Below are 18,641 nucleotides of genomic sequence, written 5' to 3'. Positions count from 1 at the left end.
GCAAACCTCGGCAAAGCCGCAGCAGAACTTCAGTCTTTGGGCGATGCGGCGTAACGCCGCGCGTGCATCGCCAACACGCCGGCCACCACCTCGCGCGCCATCGCATCGCGCGCCGCCGGGTCGGCCAGGGCCTGCGCCTGTTCGCTGTCGGGCTCGGGCACGTCGTCGCCGCCCAGCAGCGCGATCGTCGCCAGGGCCGGGCCCAGCTCCGCGTCGGCCTGCCAGTCGGCCCAGGCCTCGGGCTGCAGGTCGATCGCCTGCAGGAAACCGGTGCACCAGTCCTGCGCGTCGACCCACTCTTCGTGGCCCTCGGCGGCGTCGGCTTCGACGATGCTGAACAGCGGCTCCCAGAACTTCGCCTGGTCACGCAGCTGGCAGGCCACCGCCTGCAGGTGGCGCAAGGCGAACAGCGTGGCGCGCTTGCGCTGGCGGTTGCTGGCAAAGGGCTCGCCGTTGGGGCCGTCGCCGCCCCAGATCAGCGGCAGCCAGTCGGCGGTGGGGGCCTGGTCCAGCCCCTCGGCCGGGCCGAGCAGCATCGCGGTCAGGTAGCCGTCCACGCCTTCGATGTTCATCGCGCCGTCGGCAGGCAGGGCCTGCAACAGCTCGTCAAAGGCCTCGAGCTCTTCGTCGCTCAGCGGCGAGTTGTTCGAGGCGCGGTCGAATTGCGGGTAATTCATGGTGGGCGCTGATTGTGGCGCAGCAGGGCCGGCCCCGCACGCCCATGCCAGGTCTGGGTTAGGCTGGCACCTTCACCACGAGGAGAGCCCGCCCATGCCCAGCCTGCCCTGTTTCAGCCGCCGCCAAGGCCTGGCTGCCGTCCTGGCCCTGGCCGCCACCGCATTGACCGGCCTGGCCCAGGCTCAGCCGCTCACCGGCAAGACGGTCAAGCTGCTGGTGGGGTTTCCGGCCGGCGGCGGCACCGATGCGATCGCCCGCGTGCTGGCCGAGAGCCTGAAGGACGAACTGGGCGCGACGGTGATCGTCGAGAACAAGCCCGGCGCCGGTGGCCAACTGGCCGCGCAAACCTTGAAGACCGCCGCGCCCGACGGCACCACGCTGTTCCTCAGCCACGACCACTCGATCTCGATCCTGCCGCAGGTCGTCAAGACACCGGGCTTCGACCCGGCGGTCGACTTCGTGCCGGTGGCGGGCTTCGCCACCTTCGTCAACGCCTTCGCTGTGTCGGGCGGCACGCCGGCCAAGTCGTTCAACGACTATGTCGCGTGGGTCAAGAGCGCCGGCGGCGGCAAGGGCGCGGTCGGCGTGCCGGCGCCGGCCTCGGTGCCCGAGTTCCTGGTCAAGGTGATCGCCGAGAAATACAAGCTCGACCTGGTTGCCGCGCCCTACCGCGGCAGCGCGCCGATGATGGCCGACATGCTCGGCAACCAGATCGCCTCCGGCGTGGGCTCGGTGCCCGACTTCATCGAGAACCACAAGAGCGGCAAGCTGCACGTGGTGGCCGTGCTGGGCGGCACCCGCCAGCCGGCGCTGCCCGATGTGCCGACCTTCGCCGAGCTGGGCCTGGCCGGCTTCGAAGACGTGCCCTACTACGGCGTCTTCGCGCCCGCCGGCACGCCCAAGGCCACGCTGGACCAGTTCTCGGCCGCGCTGGCCAAGGTGCTGGCCAAGCCCGCGGTGCACGACCGCCTGACCGCGATGGGCCTGACGGTCGGCCACATGAGTGGCGAGCAGCTGGGTGCGCGCGAAAAGGCCTACACCGCGACCTGGGCCAAGATCATCAAGGCCACCGGCTTCGTGCCGCAGTAAGCGCATCGATGGGCGGCTTCGCGTTCTTCGACACCCCGGCCGGCCTGTGCGGGCTTGCCTGGAACGACGCGCTCGCCGTCTGCGGCGGGCAGTTGCCCGAAGCGACCGCGGCGCTGACGCGCCAGCGCATGCAGCAGCGCTTTCCACAGCTGCATGAGAGCGCCCCGCCGCCCGCCATGGCCGACGTGCTGCGCCGCTTGGCCGCGGCGCTGCAAGGCGCCCCCGACACGCTCGAAGACGTGCCGCTGGCCGATGCCGAGGTGCCCGAATTCAACCGCCGCGTCTACGCGCTGGCACGCCGCATCCCACCTGGCCAGACACGAAGTTATGGCGAACTCGCGGCCGAGCTGGGCGGCCCGGCCGTCGCCCGCGCCGTGGGCCAGGCCTTGGGCCGCAACCACTTCGCGCCGCTGGTGCCCTGCCACCGCGTGATGGCCGCCAACGGCCAGTCGGGCGGCTTCTCGGGCCCGGGCGGCCTGAAGACCAAGCTGCACCTGCTGCAGCTCGAAGGCGCGCCACTCGGCAACGCCTCGGCCGATCAACCGGGCTTGTTCTGACGGCCCTGTGCGAGGGGCTGCGGTAGCCGTGGCTCGATCGTGACGATCACGCCGCCGCAGGCTGATGCCGGGCCGCCACGCCGGCCACGAAACAACCGAAGGCATCGAGCAGCGGCGCGGCGTCGAAGGCCGGGCCTTCCAGCATCGCCAGGGCCTGCACGGTGGCTTCGAGTGTCGAGACCTGGTCGGCCCGCCGCGCTGCGCGGATCGCGCGGTAGCGGGTTGGCGCCGGTGCGCCCAGCGCCAGCCGCGGCAGCGCAGCCAGGGCCGGGTGCTCGATCAGCATCCGCAGGCTCTTGCGCCATGTCGCGTCGAGCACCACCAGCCGCAGCGGCGTGCCCACCGGCATCGCCGGGGCCAGCGACGCGGGTGCGGCCGGCACGTCCGGGTAGAGCAGCCGCGTGTGCCGCCCCGGGCGCTGCAACAGTGCCTGCAGCGCCTCGGGCGCGAAGCGCTCGCCCACGACCACCTCGCAGTGCGCGAGGGACAAGCGCAGCAGCGCCACGCTGTTCTTGGCCTGGCGCTGCTCCTGCGGGTGCTGCAGCACCAGCACCTCGGTGCGGTGGGCGGTGGGCCGCGCCAGCGCGCACAGGCAGGTCGCCTGCGGGCGCAGGCAGCGCGCGCAGGTGGCGCGGCGGGGGGTGGGCAGGCCGTTCACGCGGGGAATAATCGCACGCCCGTCCGGCACGCCGACCGACCCGCGTCGGCGTTGGATGCCAACGGTGATGGTGGTGGCGATGACCTGGCGCGGGCCGACTGCAGCTGCTCACAACCTCGCGCGGGCGCCGCAAGCCGCCCCCCACGCCCCAGGCCACAATACGCCGATGAACTCCCGCCTTCGTCTTCTGGCCGCCTTGTCGTTCGCGCTGGTCGCGGGCGGCTGTGGCATGTTCTCTGGGGCCCGGGGCCCCGCCGCGTCGCCGGCAGATCCGTCGACCGGGTCGGTGGTGGTGCTGTACCACGTCCACCTCGGTGTCGACGAAGAGAGCTTTACCGACCACACCGTCTACCTGAACGGCGAGCGCGTCGGCCGCCTCAACGCGGGCGAAGAGCTGCGGCTGCAGGTCGGGCCGGGCATCAGCGAGTTGAAGATCCTCCCCGCGATGCGTTGGCTCGGCAGCACCCGACAAGACCCCCTCAAGTACAGCATCGAGACGCCCAAGGGCGCCACGGCCACGCGCTACATGCGCTACCGCACCGCGTCGGGCGAGGCGCGCATCACGCCGGTGACCGGCGCGGTGCTCGCCGACCGTGAGCTGACGCCGGTGACCGAGCTCGAGTACAGCGCCCGGAACTGATCGGCTCCGGGGGCGGCGCGCCTCAGAGAGCGGGCATGAGCGAAAGACCCTCAGGCTCTCAGCACCCCACGCTGCTCAGGTAGGCCGTGGGCGGGTTCTTGCCGGGCTTGGCCTGGGTCGACAGGATCAGCGCCTCGTGGCCGCTGTTGTTGCCGCCGATGCCGAAGAGAAAGTCGGGCTTGCCGTCGCCATCGAAATCGCCGAGCGCGTTCAGCCGCACGTCCCAGCCGAAGCCGCCCAGGTCGTAGTCGAAGCGCGCGCCGTCGATCTCGAGCGAGAACTGAACGCCCTCGCCGTAGGGGCGGCCGTCTGCCGTGCGCAGGCCGTTTTGCACCGTGAAGGCGTAGGGCTTGTCGTTCAGCGTCATCTGGAACCGATAGCCCAGCTCGGGCTGCAGCATCGTCGTGCCGTTCTTGAAACGGTGGATAGGCACGCTGCCGGCCTTCCACGCCACGCCGGGCACGCGGGCGTAAAGATCGGCCGCCACGTCAGGCGGGACCTCCTGCAGGTTGCCTTCGTAGGGCTGGGTCTCGGCCCGCGTGACCTGGTCGGTGATCGGCTTGAAGCGCTCGCGCGCTTCGGCGGCGGCCAAGGGGCGGATCGTCAACGTGGCGGCCTGCGCGTCCAGCATCAGCACGGCCCAGCCGTCCATCGGCCAGTGCTGGGCGGTGCGGCCCTCGAACGGCGCAGGGATCAGGAAGGTGCCGACGCTGCCGCCCCATTCGCCCTGGCGCAGCAGCGCGCCCGGCGCGGGCAGCGGCTCAGCCAGCGCGCCGGCCGAGGCCACGAGTGCTGCGCCAGCCAACGCGGCGGTGGTGGCGAAGCGCCAGGTGGCGGTCGAGGGGCGGGGCGTCGTGGCGGGCTGATGTCGAGCGTTCATGGCGCTGGATGATGCCCGCCGGCCCCCGATCTCGGTGTGAGAGTTTCCTCACGCGCGTGAATGCGTGAAGGGCCGCGGCGCGCGGCCCTCGCACCCGAGAGTGATCAAGGCCCCGGTGCGGTCTCGCGCAGCTCGACCCGGTCGACATAGAACAGGCCGCCGTTCGGGTCCTGGTTGTAGATGACCATCGTGTCGGTCGCGCCGGTCGAGTCGGTGCAGACACGAAGCTGCTCCCACTCACCGTGCTTGGTGCTCCAGCTGACCGGGCCGGTGTTGCCGCCGCTGGACTGCATCGCCACCTGGCCCTTCGAGACCTTGACCCAGGCCGAGAACATGTAGGTCTTGCCGACCGTGTTGGGGATGCTCTGGAACACCCCGCCCTCGTTGCCGCCGGCCCTGAACTTGAGCATCAGGTTGCCGCTGGCACCCGGCGCGTTCGAGGGCACCAGCGTCGAGCAGACCTTGGCCCCGCCGTTGCTGCTGTGCATCGTCCAGTTGGCGGCGGCCGAGTTGGTGGAGCCGCCGCGCGGTGTCCAGCAGGTTTCGGTGCCCACGGGCACGCCGGCCTGGGCCACTTCGAAGCTGGCATTGACCGCCGTGTTGCCGGTGACAAAACCGATCGGCGGGCAGTAGATCGACGCCGGCGAGCCGGCCTGGGCCGAGGCGGCCAGGGCCAGCAGGCTGGCCGTGAGGATGGGGTACTTCATGGGGGTCTCCCGAGGCTGCAGGGTTGCCGGCCCGTGGTGGCCGGCGGCGCCAGTGTGGGCGGTGGCCCGGCGCCAGCCCATCCCGGGGGCTAGGGGACTTCGGCGTGTCCGGATCGGGCAGTGAAATACGAAATACGCCCGCGCCAGTCGGCAGCGGCAGAGAAACCGGCTATCGTGCGGCGCGTGGCAAAACCAGCCAGGGATCAAGGAGATTGAAATGGCGGAAATGAACAACAGTGGCCTGCAGCCGCGCAGCGTGGACGCCGGCCGCGGCATCAGCTGGTGGACCGAGGGGTGGGCGCTGTTCATGAAGAACGCCGGCATCTGGATCGTCATCGCGCTGATCCTGGTCGTGGCCTCGGTGGTGCTGAACTTCATCCCCTTCATCGGCTCGCTGGCCTTGACGCTGCTGACGCCGGTGGTGACGGGCAGCCTGCTGCTGGCTGCGCGCAAGACCGAGAGCGGCGGCGCGCTCGATGTCGCCGACATCGGCCTGGGCTTCAAGGAGTCGCTGAACCCGCTGCTCGTGCTGGGCGCGCTGCTGCTGGGCGCCAGCGTGGTGATCGTGGTGGTGATGAGCGTGCTGGGCTTCGGCGCGATCATGGGCATGGGCGTAAGCGGGGCGTCGCACAGCATGGCCGGGATGATGGCCGCCGCCGGTTTCGGCTTGATCGCGCTGCTGGTCGGGCTGGCGCTGTTCGTGCCGGTGGCGATGGCGATGTGGTTCTCGCCGGCGCTGGTCGTCTTTCACGGCGTGCCGCCGGTGGAGGCCGCGCGTGCCAGCTTCACGGCCTGCCTGCGCAACATCGTGCCGTTCCTGCTGCACGGCATCGTGTTCTTCGTCGCGGCGATCATCGCGTCGATCCCGTTCGGCCTGGGCTGGCTGGCGCTGCTGCCGGTGGTCATGCTGACGATGTACATCTCTTACCGGGACGTGTTCGGCAGCTGAGGCCGTCGCGCCCCGGCCCGGGGCGCTGCAGGGCGCGGCACAATTTCGCTACCGAATGACCGCCGCCCCTGCCCCTTCTGCCCCGCTGCGTGTGCTGTCCGTCATCCCACCGATGACGCAGCTGAACACGCCGTACCCGTCGACCGCCTACCTGACCGGCTTTTTGCGCTCGCGCGGCATCGACGCGGCTCAAGAAGACCTCGCGTTGGCGCTGGTGCTGCGGCTGCTGTCGCCCGCCGGCCTGCCGCAGCTGCGTGACGCAGCGCAGGCCCTGCCCCCCGCGCGCCACACCGCGCAGACGTGGCACTTCATCGACGAATACCCGCGCTACGAGGCCACCGTCGGCCGCGTGATCGGCTTCTTGCAGGGCCGCGACCCGACGCTGGCCCACCGCATCAACACCCGCTTCTTCCTGCCCGAGGGCGAGCGCTTTCGCTCGCTCGAGATCTACCAGCAGCTCTACGCAGAAGACGCCGACCCGCTGGCCTGGGCCTTCGGCGCCCTCGGCCTGCAGGACAAGGCGCGCCACCTGGCCACGCTGTACCTGAACGACCTGGCCGACGTGCTGCGCGACGCGGTCGACCCGCGCTTCGAGTTCGTGCGTTATGCCGAGCAGCTGGCCACCAGCCAGCCCAGTTTCGACCCGCTGGCCAGCGCGCTGGCCGCGCCGCCGAACCTGATCGACACCACGCTGCAGGCGCTGACGCTGCAGGCGCTGGACCGCCACGCGCCGCAGGTCGTGCTGCTGTCGGTGCCCTTCCCCGGCGCGGTCTACGCCGCGCTGCGCATCGCGCAGGCCATCAAGGCGACCCAGCCCGGCATCACCACCGTGCTCGGCGGCGGCTTCGTCAACACCGAGCTGCGCGAGCTGGCCGAGCCGCGGCTGTTCGACCACATCGACTACGTGACGCTGGACGCCGGCGAGCGCCCGCTGCTGGCGCTGCTGGAGCATCTGCAAGGCAGGCGCTCGGCCTCGCGCCTGGTGCGCACCTTCACCCGCGACGCCACCACCGGCCAGGTGCGCTACACCAACTGGGCCGAGCCCGAGGTGCCGTTCGACGAGGTGGGCACGCCGACCTGGGACGGCCTGCCGCTGGACCAGTACCTGTCGCTGCTGGACATGCTCAACCCGATGAACCGGTTGTGGAGCGACGGGCGCTGGAACAAGCTCACCGTGGCCCAGGGCTGCTACTGGAAGAAGTGCAGCTTCTGCGACGTCACGCTCGACTACATCTCGCGCTACGAGGCTGCCTCGGCCAGCACGCTGGTCGACCGCATCCAGGCCATCGTCGCCGAGACCGGCCAGACCGGCTTTCACTTCGTCGACGAAGCGGCCCCGCCCAAATCGCTGAAGGCGCTGGCCGAAGAGCTGCAGCGCCGGCAGGTCGAAATCTCGTGGTGGGGCAACATCCGGTTCGAGAAGACTTTCAGCCCGGCGCTGGCGCAGCAGCTGGCCGACAGCGGCTGCATCGCGATCTCGGGCGGGCTCGAGGTGGCCTCGGACCGCCTGCTCGCGCTGATGAAGAAGGGCGTCTCGGTCGAGCAGGTGGCCCGCGTGACCAAGGGCTTTGCCGACGCCGGCATCCTGGTCCACGCCTACCTGATGTACGGCTTTCCGACGCAGACCGTGCAAGACACGGTCGACGCGCTCGAATACGTGCGGCAGCTGTTCGAAAACGGTTGCATCCACTCGGGCTTCTTCCACCGCTTCGCCTGCACCGTGCACTCGCCGGTCGGCCAGCACCCCGAGGACTACGGCATCACGCTGCTGCCGCTGCCCGATTCGCCGTTCGCGAAGAACGACGTCGGCTTCGTCGACCCCACGGGCGCCGACCACGACGCGCTCGGCAAGGGCCTGAAGAAGGCGATCTACAACTACATGCACGGCATCGGCCTGGACGAGGACGTGCGGGCCTGGTTCACCGACGTGCGCGGCAAGGTCCCACGGCCCACAGTGCCAAAGCAGCGAATCGCGCGCAGCTTGACGGCAGCCAGCCTATAGTCGGCGTTGGCCTGTCCGGCCTCGCCTGTCACTCGACGATTCGCCCTAGGGCGACGCTGAATAAGTCCCCGCGAGGCGGCGCGCCCTGGTTTGGGATGGGCTGCAAGGCGCAAACCACAGCCATAGCTTGTGCTATGGCGAGGATTTGCAACGCCGCAGACCGCCCAAAGCAGGGACGCGCGGCCCGCGCGGGACTTGTTCAGCGTTGCCTTAGCACAGCCGCCCAATCCCCCACGCCGAACAACGGTCATTCAACTGTCTTCCAATGGCGCACCCTGACGACAACACCAACGACGCCGTGAGCCTTTTGAACACCAGACTGCAGGCCTTGTCTGCCGAGCGCCTGCGCGGCATCCGGCGCGGCATCGAGAAAGAAAGCCTGCGCGCATTGCCGGGCGGCGCACTGGCGCAGACGCCGCACCCGCTGGAGTTGGGCTCGGCGCTGACGCACCCCACGGTGACCACCGACTTCAGCGAGTCGCAGGTCGAGCTGATCACCGGCGCCCACCTGAGCGTGGCCGGCTGCCTGGGCGAGCTGGGCGAGATCCACCAGGCGGTCTTCCACGCGCTCGAAGCCGAGGGAGGGCAAGAGCGGCTGTGGGTGTCGAGCATGCCCTGCTGCCTGCCGGCCGAAGACCAGATCCCGATCGGCCAGTACGGCCATTCGAATGTCGGCCGCGCCAAGACGGTGTATCGCACCGGCCTGAGCCACCGCTACGGCCGGCGCATGCAAACGATTTCCGGCATCCACTACAACTGGTCGATCCCGGGCGCGACGAGCGACGACTACTTCGGCCTGATCCGCAACTTCCGCCGCCAGTCGTTCGTGCTGCTGTGGTTGTTCGGCGCCTCGCCCGCCGTCTGCAAGACCTTTGTCGACGGCCTGCCGCACGGCCTGGATCCCCTCGGCCCCGGCACGCTGCACCTGCCTTACGCCACCTCGCTGCGCATGGGCCGCCTGGGCTACCAGAGCGATGCGCAAAGCCGCCTGGCCGTCAGCTACAACGGCCTGGCCGGTTATGGCGGCTCGCTGCAGGCCGCGCTGACCGCGCCCTACCCCCCGTACGAAAAGATCGGCCTGCGCGACGCCGACGGCAACTGGAAGCAGCTGTCGACCCACCTGCTGCAGATCGAGAACGAGTTCTACGGCACGATCCGGCCCAAGCGCACCATACACACCGGCGAGCGCCCGCTGCATGCGCTGCGCGAGCGCGGTGTCGAGTACATCGAGGTCCGCTGCATGGACCTGGACCCGTTCGAGACCATCGGCATCGGCGCCACCACCGCGCACTTCATCGACGTCTTCCTGCTGCACTGCCTGCTGTCGGACAGCCCGCCCGACACGCCCGACGAGATCGCCGCGATGGCGCGCAACCAGCACCTCACCGCGGCGCGTGGCCGCGAGCCCGGCCTGAAGCTCGAACGCGACGGCCGCGAGATCGCGCTGGTCGACTGGGCGGCCGAGATCGTCGACCGCTGCGGCCCCATTGCCCGCCGGCTCGACGAGCTGCACGGCGGCAGCGCGCACGCCGACGCGCTGGCCGCGGCGCAGCGCGCGCTGACGATCCCGGCCACGCTGCCGTCGGCCCGCGTGATCGAGGTGATGCAGCGCGAATACGGCGGCGAGTTCGCGCCGTTCATCGACGCGCGCTCGGGCCAGGCCCGCGAGCAGATCCTGTCGCGCCCCCTGCCAGACCCCGACGCACCGGCGCGCTGGGCCGCCACGGCGGCCCGATCGCTGGTCGAGCAGCGGCAGATCGAAGAAGCCGAGACGCAGACCTTCGAAGACTTCCTGGCCGACTACCTGTCACCAGCACGGCTGGGTTAGGGCAACGCTGAACAAGTCCCTCGCGGGGACTTGTTCAGCGCCGCCTTGGCGCCACGGCGCCATCGGTGCGCCGTCTCCGGCCCAGTCCGGCCCGAGCACGCCAGCCGCCACGGGCTGATGCACCCTCGGGCCACAAGCCGAACTACCCCAGCCTCCAGCGTGCGCTTCGGCCGCGCTCCGCGTCGAACCCGCATCAACCCGAAGCGGGTTAGCACCGAGTAGCTGCAAGCCGACCGTGGCCCGTACAACTGCGGCCACGAGAGCAAGGTGCCACGAGCGCTTCGCCTTCGCGGGGCGCCACGACGCCCGGCCACCATGCCGGGCGTTGGCCTGACTCGCCCAAATTATTCGACGCGGCCGGGCGACGCCGCGATGAGCCACTGGAGACGACTTCGATGTACCGTTTGACTCCGTTGGGACGCGCCGTGCTGGCCGCCCTGAGCATCGCCTTCACCGGCGCGGCCATCTCTGGCAGCCCGGCGTTCGCCGAGGCCGACCTGGCCGCGCAAGATGCCACCGCCACCGAGCGCCTGATCGTCAAGTACCGCGACCACGCGGGCCTGACTGCCGCCGCCAGCAACGCCGCACAACGGCTGGCCGGCCTGCAGCAAGCCGCCACCGCGCTCGAAGGCGCCCAGCTGAAGCTGATGCGCCACACCGCCCTCGGCTCGCATGTGCTGACGCTCGACCGCAAGCTGCCGCTGGCGCGCATGCAGGCCCTGGCGGCCCGCATGATGGCCGACGACCCGACGATCGAGTACGCCGAGCCCGACCGCAAGATGCACGCGCTGGCCACGCCGAACGACGCCAGCTACAGCAAGCAGTGGGACCTGTATGAAGACACCGGCGGCATCCGCGCGCCGGCGGCCTGGGACATCTCCACCGGCAGCGGCGTGGTGGTCGCGGTCATCGACACCGGCTACCGCCCCCACGCCGACCTGAAGGCCAACATCATCGCCGGCTACGACTTCATCGCCGACACCTTCACCTCGAAAGACGGCAACGGCCGCGATTCGGACCCGTCGGACCCCGGTGACGCCAGCGCCGCCGGCGAATGCGGCACCGGCAGCCAGGCCCGCAACTCCAGCTGGCACGGCACGCACGTGGCCGGCACGATCGCCGCGGTCACCAACAACTCCACCGGCGTCGCCGGCATCGCCTACAACGCCAAGGTGCAGCCGGTGCGTGTGCTGGGCCGTTGCGGCGGCTACACCTCGGACATCGCCGACGCGATCGTCTGGGCCTCGGGCGGCACCGTCAGCGGTGCGCCCGCCAACGCGACGCCGGCCAAGGTGATCAACATGTCGCTGGGCGGCAGCGGCGCTTGCGACAGCACCACGCAAAGCGCGATCAACGGTGCCCGCTCGCGCGGCACGGTGGTGGTGGTCGCGGCGGGCAACAGCAGCGCCGACGTGTCGGGCTTCAACCCCGCCAACTGCTCGGGCGTGATCGCGGTGGCGGCCACCAACCGCTACGGCGCCCGCGCGTCGTACTCGAACTACGGCGCCAAGATCGCGCTGGCCGCGCCGGGCGGCGAGACCAGCAGCAGCGCCGACAACGGCATCCTCTCGACGCTGAACAGCGGCACCAACACGCCGGGCGCCGACAGCTACGCCTACTACCAGGGCACGTCGATGGCCTCGCCGCACGTGGCCGCGGTGGCCGCGCTGATGCTGTCGAAGAAGCCCGGCATGACGCCCGACGAGGTGGCGGCGAAGCTGAAGTCGTCGGCCCGCCCGTTCCCGGGCAGCTGCAGCCAGTGCGGCACGGGCATCCTGAACGCCCAGGCTGCACTGACCGACAGCACCCCGCCCCCGGGCACCAACGAGCTGGAGCCCAACAACTCGATGTCGGCCGCGCAGGCCGTGGCCGCACCGGCCACGCTGCAAGGCAACATCGGCGCGTCGAGCGACCAGGACTGGTTCGTCGTCAACCTCGGCTACTACAAGCAGCTGACCGCGACGCTGACGCCCAACAGCAGCAGCGACTACGACCTTTACCTGTACGACGCCAGCGGCAACCTGCTGGCCAAGAGCGAGCGCGATGTCGGGCTGGTCGACACCGCGAAATTCACCAACACCTACTACTCGAGCCAGAAGGTCTACGTCTACGTGAAGTACTACAGCGGTGGCACCGGAGCCACCAGCGGCAAGTACTCGCTCGACCTTCGCTGGTAGTGAATGCAAGACATGCTGGGTGCTCTGGAGTCAACAACGGTTGACCCCTGAGTTGACTCGCCCCCTCGCACGTTGGAGGGGGCTTGGCGGCAAGCGCCAGATGCCGGGCCAGTTCAGAGGGCCGCGCGCACCTGGTTGCGGCCGCCTTTTTTACATTCGTACAACGCGGTGTCGGCCCGCAGCAGCGCGTCGGCCACGGATTCACCCTCGGTCATCGCGGCCAGGCCCAGGCTCATCGTCACCACCATGTCGGGCGCGATGCGGGCCCACGGGTGGCGCTCGATCGTGGCCCGCAGCCGGTCGGCGACCTTGAGGGCCTGGTCCAGCGGCAAGCCGCCGCCGAAGCCGACGACGAACTCTTCGCCGCCCCAGCGTGCGATCGCGTCGTGCGGGCGCAGGTGGTCGCGCAGCAACCGGCCAATCGCGCGCAGCACCTCGTCGCCGCTGGCGTGCGAGAAGCGGTCATTGATCTGCTTGAAGTGGTCGATGTCGCCGATCATCAGCACCAGCGGCTGCTCGGGCCCGCGCTCGGCCTGCAGTTGCAGCACGCGCTGCTCGAACTGGCGCCGGTTGGCCAGGCCGGTCAGCGGGTCTTCCAGGGCCTGGCGCTTCAGCTCGCCGGCCTCTTCGGCCATGTGGTTGACCTGGCGCTCCAGCTCGGCGCTGCGCATGCGGGCCAGCTCAGCCTCGACCCGGTTGCGCTCCACGTCGACCCGGGCGGCCAGGGCCTGGGCACGGGTGTCGGCCTGCGCGGCCAGCAGGGCTTCACGCGTCTCGGCGTAGCGCTTGAAGAAGTCGAGCGCCGAGCGCCAATGCTGCTGGGCCTCTTGCAGGTGGCTGTTCTCCAGGTGCACGCGGGCCATCAGCTCCTGGTCCTGGCTCTCGTTGACCAGCGCCAGCGCCTCGGCCACGTGCGCGGCCGCGAGCCGGTGCTGGTTGCTCAGCCGCTCGACCCGCGCCAGGTGCAGCTCGAGGCTGGCGCGGCTGGGGCCCAAGCCGGCGATCTTGGCCGACCTGACGCCCAGTTTCAGCACCGCGCGGGCCTCGTCCAGCTCGCCCAGGCCGATCATCGTATCGGCCGCCTCGACGGCGCCGGTGAGCACGAGATGATGGCGCTCGCCGGCCACCAGCTCGTCGAGCAGCAGGCGCAGTTCATCGTAGGCGGCCTGGATCGTCGTTCGATCGGCGTGGCGCTTTCGCACCGCCACCAGTCGGTACGAGTACAGGTTGGCCTTCGACGCCGCCTTCAGGTTCTCGTCGCTGTGGCGCGTGTTGAGCTCGATGCAGCGTCCCCAGGCGGCCAGCGCTTGGTCCATCTGACCGAGCGCCTCGTGCACGGCACCGGCGTTGGTCCAGAACACGCACTGGTGCCAGGGTTCGTCGCCGACCAGCGGCAGCAGCTGGATCGCGCGGTTGAGCAGCTCCAACGCCTCGGCCGCCTGCCCCAGCTGAGCCACCGTGATGGCGTGCGCGGCGAGCATCCGCAGCAGGCGGATCGGGTCGCCCGCGCGCGTGTACAACTCGATGCCCAGATGGCCTGCGGTCACCGATTCCTTCAGCTTGCCCGCGTACTGGTACGCAATCGACATCAGGTGCTGGCAGACGCCCATCTGCAACGTGTCTTCCGCTGCCGAAACGATCGGCCACATCTGCTGACACAGCGCGATGCCGCCTTCGAGCTGCCCGCTGCGCACCATCGTCGCGGCGCGCTCCAGCGTAGCGGCGGGCGTCTCCTGTTCGAGAGGGACGACCGGCTCGGAAGCGGCCTTCTTGCGCGCGGATTTCGGCGCCAGCGAGCGCGTCCGCATGGCGCCGACGATTTGTGCAAAGCCCAATTCACCCGGCGATGACGGCGCGGCGGCCGCGCCGGTGACCGTATCGGGGCCCTGCGAAGCGTTGGATGTTCGGGATCGAGGTCGCGGCATCGGCTGCAATTCTCCAGGCGTTGTTTGCATCGTAGCGAGCAACGGCCAAGGCTTGTAAGGGCAATTAACGCGCCCAGGGCACGCAGCGCACGCGGCGTGCGGATGTGCGCGCGCCAGGCGGTCGGGCGCACGGCAAAACAACGCTACCGGGCCGCTCGCACCTGGTTGCGGCCGCCCTTCTTGCATTCGTACAGCGCGGCATCGGCGCGCTGCAGGGTGTCGGCCAAGGTCTCGCCGTCCCTGCATTCGGCCAAGCCCAGGCTCATCGTGACCTTCAACCCATCGGCCATCGAGGCCCATGCGTGCCGCTCGATGGTGCCGCGCAAACGCTCGGCCACCCCCAGGGCCCGGGCCAGCGTCAGGCCGGCACCGAACCCCACGACGAACTCTTCACCCCCCCAGCGCGCCACAACATCGTGCGGACGCAGATGATCGCGCATCAGGCGGCCGATGGTGCGCAAGACCTCGTCGCCTTGTGTGTGCGAATGCTGGTCGTTGATGCGCTTGAAATGATCGATGTCGCCCATCATCAGCACCAGCGGGCGGCCGGGCACGCCCTCGGCTCGCAGCTGCGCGATGCGCCGCTCGAACTGGCGCCGGTTGGCCAAGCCGGTCAACGGGTCTTCCAGGGCCTGGCGCTTCAGCTCGCCGGCCTCTTCGGCCAGGTGCTCGACCTCGCGTTGCAGCTCGGCGCTGCGCAGGCGCGCCAGCTCGGCCTCGACCCGGTTGCGCTCCACGTCGACCCGCGCGGCCAGGGCCTGCGAGCGCGCCTCGGCCTGCGCGGCCAGCAGCGCCTCGCGAGTCTCGGCGTAGCGCTTGTAGCTGTCCAGCGCGGCGCGCCAGTGCTGCTGCGCCTCTTGCAGCAGGCTGTTCTCGAGGTGCACGCGGGCCAGCATCTCCAGGTCCTGGCTCTCGGTGGCCAGCGCCTGCGCCTCGGCCACATGCGCCGCCGCCAGCCGGTGCAGGCCACCCAGGCGTTCGACACGGGCCTGCAGCAGCTCGAGGCGGGCGCGCTTGGGGCCCACGCCGGCAGTCTGCGCGGCCTTCAAACCCAGGCGCAGCAGCGTGCGGGCTTCGTCGGTCTCGCCGAGCTGGATCATCACGTCGGCCGACTCGGCCACGTAGTTCGTCACCAGGTGCAGGCGACCGTCCTGCACCAGCTCGTCGAGATAGCGGCGCTGCTCGGCATAGGCCGCGAGGATGGTCTCGCGATCGGCCTTCTGCTTGCACAAGGCCCCCAGGCGAACGGTCAGCAGGTTGCCCTTCGCGATCGCCTTGATGCTGGGTTCGTCGAAGTGCGGGCTCAGCTCGATGCACCGCGCCCAGGCGGCCAGCGCCTCGTCGGTCTGGTCCAGCGAGTCGTACACGGTGCCGGCGTTGTTCCAGAACACGCACTGCTGCCAGGGCTCATCGGCCACCAGCGGCAGCATCTGCACGGCCCGGCCGAGCAGCCCCATGGCTTCGGCGGCCTGGCCCAGTTGGGCGAGCGTGATCGCATGCAGCGACATCATCCGCAACAGCCGCACCGTGTCGCCCGCGCGGGTGAACAACTCGATGCCCAGGTAGCCGGTGGTCAGCGCCTCTTTCAGCTTGCCGTTGTAGTGGTAGCCGATCGCCATCACATGCTGGCAGATGCCCATCTGCAGCACGTCGTCGGCCTCGCTGGCCTGCGGCCACAGCTTGTGGCTCAGCGCCAGCCCGGCCTCGACCTGGCCACCGCGCACCATCTGCAGCGCGCGCTCCAGCGCCTCGGCCAGCGTCTCTTCGGCCGCCGCCACGGGTGCCGGCGCCGCGGCCTTCTTGCGAGGCGGCTTGACGGGCGGCCGCAGGTTCGCGGCCCCGACGATTTGCGCAAAGCCCAGCTCACCGGGCGACCGTGCCGGCGTCAAGCCGGCCTCCACGGTAACGGCGCGGGCACGTTGACGAGAAACGGGCATCGGTTCAGTCCGGCGGTCCAGCAATGACCGCCGCATACTAACCAGCCCAGGCGCCGGTTCTGCGCCCCAAGCGGTAACGGTTTCAGTCGATACGTGCGAAGCGCAACACCTGCCGGCCTTCGATCTCGACCTGGCCGAAGAACATCGCATGCGGCCGCACCCACAGGCCGCTGGCGTTGTACAGCGGGCGGTAGACGACCACCGCCTCCAGCGTTTCGCTGTGGCGCGCCACGCCGATCACCTCGTACTCGCCGCCCTTGTAGTGGCGGTAGCGGCCCGGGGGTGTGTCGGGCAGCGGTGGCAGGTCGTTACTCATGGGGCGCCCTGCGCGGCATGTCTCATGCCGCCGGCGTGGTGTGCTTGGCCACCAGCGTCAGGATGTCGTAGCTGGCCACCAGCTCGCCGTGCTGGTTGGTCACCTCCACATCCCACGCGACCACGCCCTGGCCGCGGCCCTTGTCGTCGACCTTCATGCGGTCGATCTTGCGCTTGGCGGTCAGCCGCGCCTGGATCGTGTCGCCAATCGCCACCGGCTTGACGAAGCGCAGCGTGTCGAGCCCGTAGTTGGCCAGCACCGGGCCCGGCGCGGGGCTGACGAACAGACCGGCCGCGGCCGACAGCACGAAGTAGCCGTGCGCGATGCGCTGGCCAAACTGCGTGTCCTTCGCGGCAATCTCGTCGAAGTGCATGTAGAAGTAGTCGCCCGAGACACCACCGAAGTTGACGATGTCGGCTTCGCTGACTGTGCGGCGGTGCGTCAGCAGGCTTTCGCCGATCTGCAGATCCTCGAAGTGGCGGCGGAACGGGTGCACCTCGGTCTCGATGCGGGCCGCGCCGCGCACGTACTCGCCGGTCACTGCGGCCAGCATCGTCGGCGAGCCCTGCACCGCCGTGCGCTGCAGCAGGTGCTTGACGGCGCGGATGCCGCCCAGCTCTTCGCCACCGCCGGCGCGGCCCGGCCCGCCGTGCTTGAGCATCGGCAGCGGGCTGCCGTGGCCGGTGGATTCGGGTGCGGCTTCGCGGTCGAGGATCAGCATGCGGCCGTGGTGCGCAGCGGCCACCGGGATCGCCTTCGCCGCGATCGCCGGCGTCTTGGTGACCAGCGAGCCAACCAAGCTGCCCTTGCCGCGCGCGGCCAGCGCCAGCGCCTCGTCGAAATCGTCGTAGGGCATCAGCGTGCTGACCGGGCCGAAAGCCTCGATGTCGTGCACCGCGTCGGTGGCCATCGGGTGCGATGCCAGCAGCAGCGTCGGCGCGAAGAACGCACCTTCGGCCGTGCCCGCGCCTTGCGGTGTGAAGGCATCGGCGCCGCAGATGAGCTCGGCGTCCTGGCGCAGCATCGCCACCCGCTCGGCCACGTCGGCCTGCTGCGCATGCGAGGCCAGCGCGCCCATCTTCACGCCTTCGATCGACGGGTCGCCCACCACCGTCTTCGCCAGCCGCGCCTTCAGCGCCGCGGCCACCGCGTCCACATGCTGGCGCGGCACGATCGCACGGCGGATCGCGGTGCACTTCTGGCCGGCCTTGACCGTCATCTCGCGCGCCACCTCTTTGACGAAGAGTTCGAACTCTTCGTCGCCGGGCTGCACATCGGGCCCGAGGATCGCGCAGTTCAGCGAATCGGCCTCGGCATTGAACGGCACCGAGTGGCGGATCAGGTTGGGGTGCACGCGCAGCTTGGCAGCCGTGTCGGCCGAGCCGGTGAAGGTGACCACGTCGGCACCGTTCAAACGGTCCAGCAGGTCGCCGGTGCCACCGATCACCAGTTGCAGGCTGCCCGGCGGCAGGATGCCGGACTCATCGACCAGCCGCATCATCGCCTCGGTCAGGTAGCTCGTCGCGGTGGCGGGCTTGCCGATGCAGGGCATGCCGGCCAGGAAGCTGGGCGCGAACTTTTCGAGCAGGCCCCAGATCGGAAAGTTGAATGCGTTGATGTGCACCGCGACACCGCCGCGCGGCACCAGGATGTGCGTGCCGGCAAAGCCACCCTTCTTGCCCAGCGGCACCACGGGGCCTTCGTGCACGACATTGCTGCTCGGCAATTCGGCCGAGCCCATGCTGGCGTAGGCGAACAAGGTGCCCGTGCCGCCTTCGATGTCGATCCAGCTGTCGGCCCGCGTCGCGCCGGTGTGGGCCGAGATCGCATAGAGCTGCTCTTTGCGCTCGTTCAGGTACTTGGCCAGCGCCTTCAAGCGCGCCGCACGCTGCTGAAAGTTCAGTGCCATCAGCCCCGGCAGGCCCGTGCCCCGCGCAAAGTCGAGCGCCTCACCGAAGTGGATCACGTCGGCATGCGTACGGGCCACCGGCTGGCCGTTGATCGCGCTGCGCAGCGTTTGCGCCGCCTCTTGGCCGATCCAGCGGCCACCGATGAAGCTCTGAAGTTGAAGCACGCTCATGAAGAGAGATCCTTGTCGAATGTCATGCAGAGTAAGGCGCGCAACGCCGCCTCCTCCAAGTCGTCGGCGCGGATCCGGCTTTGCCGGTCCGCTGCGCGAGCCCCCTCGGGGGGCTTTGCTCGGACACAAACAGTCCTGAGGACTGTTTGTGCCTAGCGAAGGGCCGAGCCTCTGGCTCGGCGCGGTCTGCAAGACGCCCCCCGGAGGGGGCGTGGGGG

Annotated in this window: 15 protein-coding genes; 7 read left to right on the top strand and 8 right to left on the bottom strand. The window is 69.9% G+C overall.

Going from position 1 to position 18,641, the window contains the following annotated elements:
* Positions 1-29 precede the first annotated feature (29 nt).
* Positions 30-677, bottom strand: coding sequence for a UPF0149 family protein (locus ACE3SG_RS02180; protein ID WP_374562301.1), 648 nt, complete (start codon positions 675-677; stop codon positions 30-32).
* A 94-nt stretch (positions 678-771) separates the two neighbouring features.
* Between ACE3SG_RS02180 and ACE3SG_RS02175 the strand changes: the two genes are divergently transcribed.
* Both ACE3SG_RS02175 and ACE3SG_RS02170 read left to right on the top strand, forming a co-directional pair.
* Entirely contained in the window at positions 772-1,767 is a 996-nt protein-coding gene (locus ACE3SG_RS02175; protein ID WP_374562300.1) for a Bug family tripartite tricarboxylate transporter substrate binding protein, read from the top strand.
* A gap of 8 nt (positions 1,768-1,775) precedes the next feature.
* Complete coding sequence (locus ACE3SG_RS02170) at positions 1,776-2,324, top strand: methylated-DNA--[protein]-cysteine S-methyltransferase (RefSeq protein WP_374562299.1); 549 nt, start codon at positions 1,776-1,778, stop codon at positions 2,322-2,324.
* Between the two features lie 46 nt (positions 2,325-2,370).
* On the opposite strand, the gene ACE3SG_RS02165 is transcribed toward ACE3SG_RS02170, so the two are convergent.
* Positions 2,371-2,982 carry a tRNA-uridine aminocarboxypropyltransferase gene (locus ACE3SG_RS02165; RefSeq protein WP_374562298.1) on the bottom strand — a complete coding sequence of 204 codons (612 nt, stop codon included), beginning with the start codon at positions 2,980-2,982 and terminating at the stop codon, positions 2,371-2,373.
* 166 nt (positions 2,983-3,148) lie between these two features.
* Here ACE3SG_RS02165 and ACE3SG_RS02160 point away from each other — a divergent pair, with 166 nt between their 5' ends.
* Entirely contained in the window at positions 3,149-3,622 is a 474-nt protein-coding gene (locus ACE3SG_RS02160; RefSeq protein WP_374562297.1) for a hypothetical protein, read from the top strand.
* A 58-nt stretch (positions 3,623-3,680) separates the two neighbouring features.
* Here the strand turns inward: ACE3SG_RS02160 and ACE3SG_RS02155 are convergent, their stop codons facing one another.
* Together ACE3SG_RS02155 and ACE3SG_RS02150 are read right to left on the bottom strand one after the other, a co-directional pair.
* Positions 3,681-4,502, bottom strand: a complete 822-nt coding sequence (locus ACE3SG_RS02155) for a hypothetical protein (protein WP_374562296.1) — start codon at positions 4,500-4,502, stop codon at positions 3,681-3,683.
* Between the two features lie 104 nt (positions 4,503-4,606).
* Positions 4,607-5,209 (bottom strand): hypothetical protein, encoded by a 603-nt coding sequence (locus tag ACE3SG_RS02150; protein ID WP_374562295.1) that lies wholly within the window; start codon positions 5,207-5,209, stop codon positions 4,607-4,609.
* A gap of 217 nt (positions 5,210-5,426) precedes the next feature.
* Between ACE3SG_RS02150 and ACE3SG_RS02145 the strand changes: the two genes are divergently transcribed.
* From ACE3SG_RS02145 to ACE3SG_RS02130, 4 genes are all read left to right on the top strand, one after another.
* Entirely contained in the window at positions 5,427-6,158 is a 732-nt protein-coding gene (locus ACE3SG_RS02145; protein WP_374562293.1) for a BPSS1780 family membrane protein, read from the top strand.
* A 55-nt stretch (positions 6,159-6,213) separates the two neighbouring features.
* On the top strand, positions 6,214-8,160 hold the full coding sequence (locus tag ACE3SG_RS02140; protein WP_374562291.1) for a radical SAM protein: 1,947 nt from the start codon (positions 6,214-6,216) through the stop codon (positions 8,158-8,160).
* A 265-nt stretch (positions 8,161-8,425) separates the two neighbouring features.
* On the top strand, positions 8,426-9,988 hold the full coding sequence (gene gshA, locus ACE3SG_RS02135) for a glutamate--cysteine ligase (RefSeq protein ID WP_374562290.1): 1,563 nt from the start codon (positions 8,426-8,428) through the stop codon (positions 9,986-9,988).
* Between the two features lie 395 nt (positions 9,989-10,383).
* Complete coding sequence (locus tag ACE3SG_RS02130; RefSeq protein ID WP_374562289.1) at positions 10,384-12,165, top strand: S8 family peptidase; 1,782 nt, start codon at positions 10,384-10,386, stop codon at positions 12,163-12,165.
* Between the two features lie 113 nt (positions 12,166-12,278).
* Here the strand turns inward: ACE3SG_RS02130 and ACE3SG_RS02125 are convergent, their stop codons facing one another.
* From ACE3SG_RS02125 to paaZ, 4 genes are all read right to left on the bottom strand, one after another.
* Positions 12,279-13,973: a diguanylate cyclase gene (locus ACE3SG_RS02125; RefSeq protein WP_374562287.1), complete on the bottom strand. Its 1,695-nt coding sequence runs from the start codon at positions 13,971-13,973 to the stop codon at positions 12,279-12,281.
* Between the two features lie 260 nt (positions 13,974-14,233).
* Positions 14,234-16,027, bottom strand: coding sequence for a diguanylate cyclase (locus tag ACE3SG_RS02120; protein WP_374562286.1), 1,794 nt, complete (start codon positions 16,025-16,027; stop codon positions 14,234-14,236).
* 82 nt (positions 16,028-16,109) lie between these two features.
* The gene (locus ACE3SG_RS02115; protein ID WP_374562285.1) at positions 16,110-16,343 is read right to left on the bottom strand and encodes a DUF1653 domain-containing protein; all 234 of its coding nucleotides are present in this window, start codon (positions 16,341-16,343) and stop codon (positions 16,110-16,112) included.
* A 22-nt stretch (positions 16,344-16,365) separates the two neighbouring features.
* Complete coding sequence (gene paaZ, locus ACE3SG_RS02110) at positions 16,366-18,423, bottom strand: phenylacetic acid degradation bifunctional protein PaaZ (protein WP_374562284.1); 2,058 nt, start codon at positions 18,421-18,423, stop codon at positions 16,366-16,368.
* Between the last annotated feature and the right edge of the window lie 218 nt (positions 18,424-18,641).

Origin of the sequence: Ideonella sp. (assembly GCF_041914305.1) — a bacterium.
Classification (GTDB): domain Bacteria; phylum Pseudomonadota; class Gammaproteobacteria; order Burkholderiales; family Burkholderiaceae_C; genus Ideonella.
This window is presented reverse-complemented; position numbering and strand designations above follow the sequence as displayed.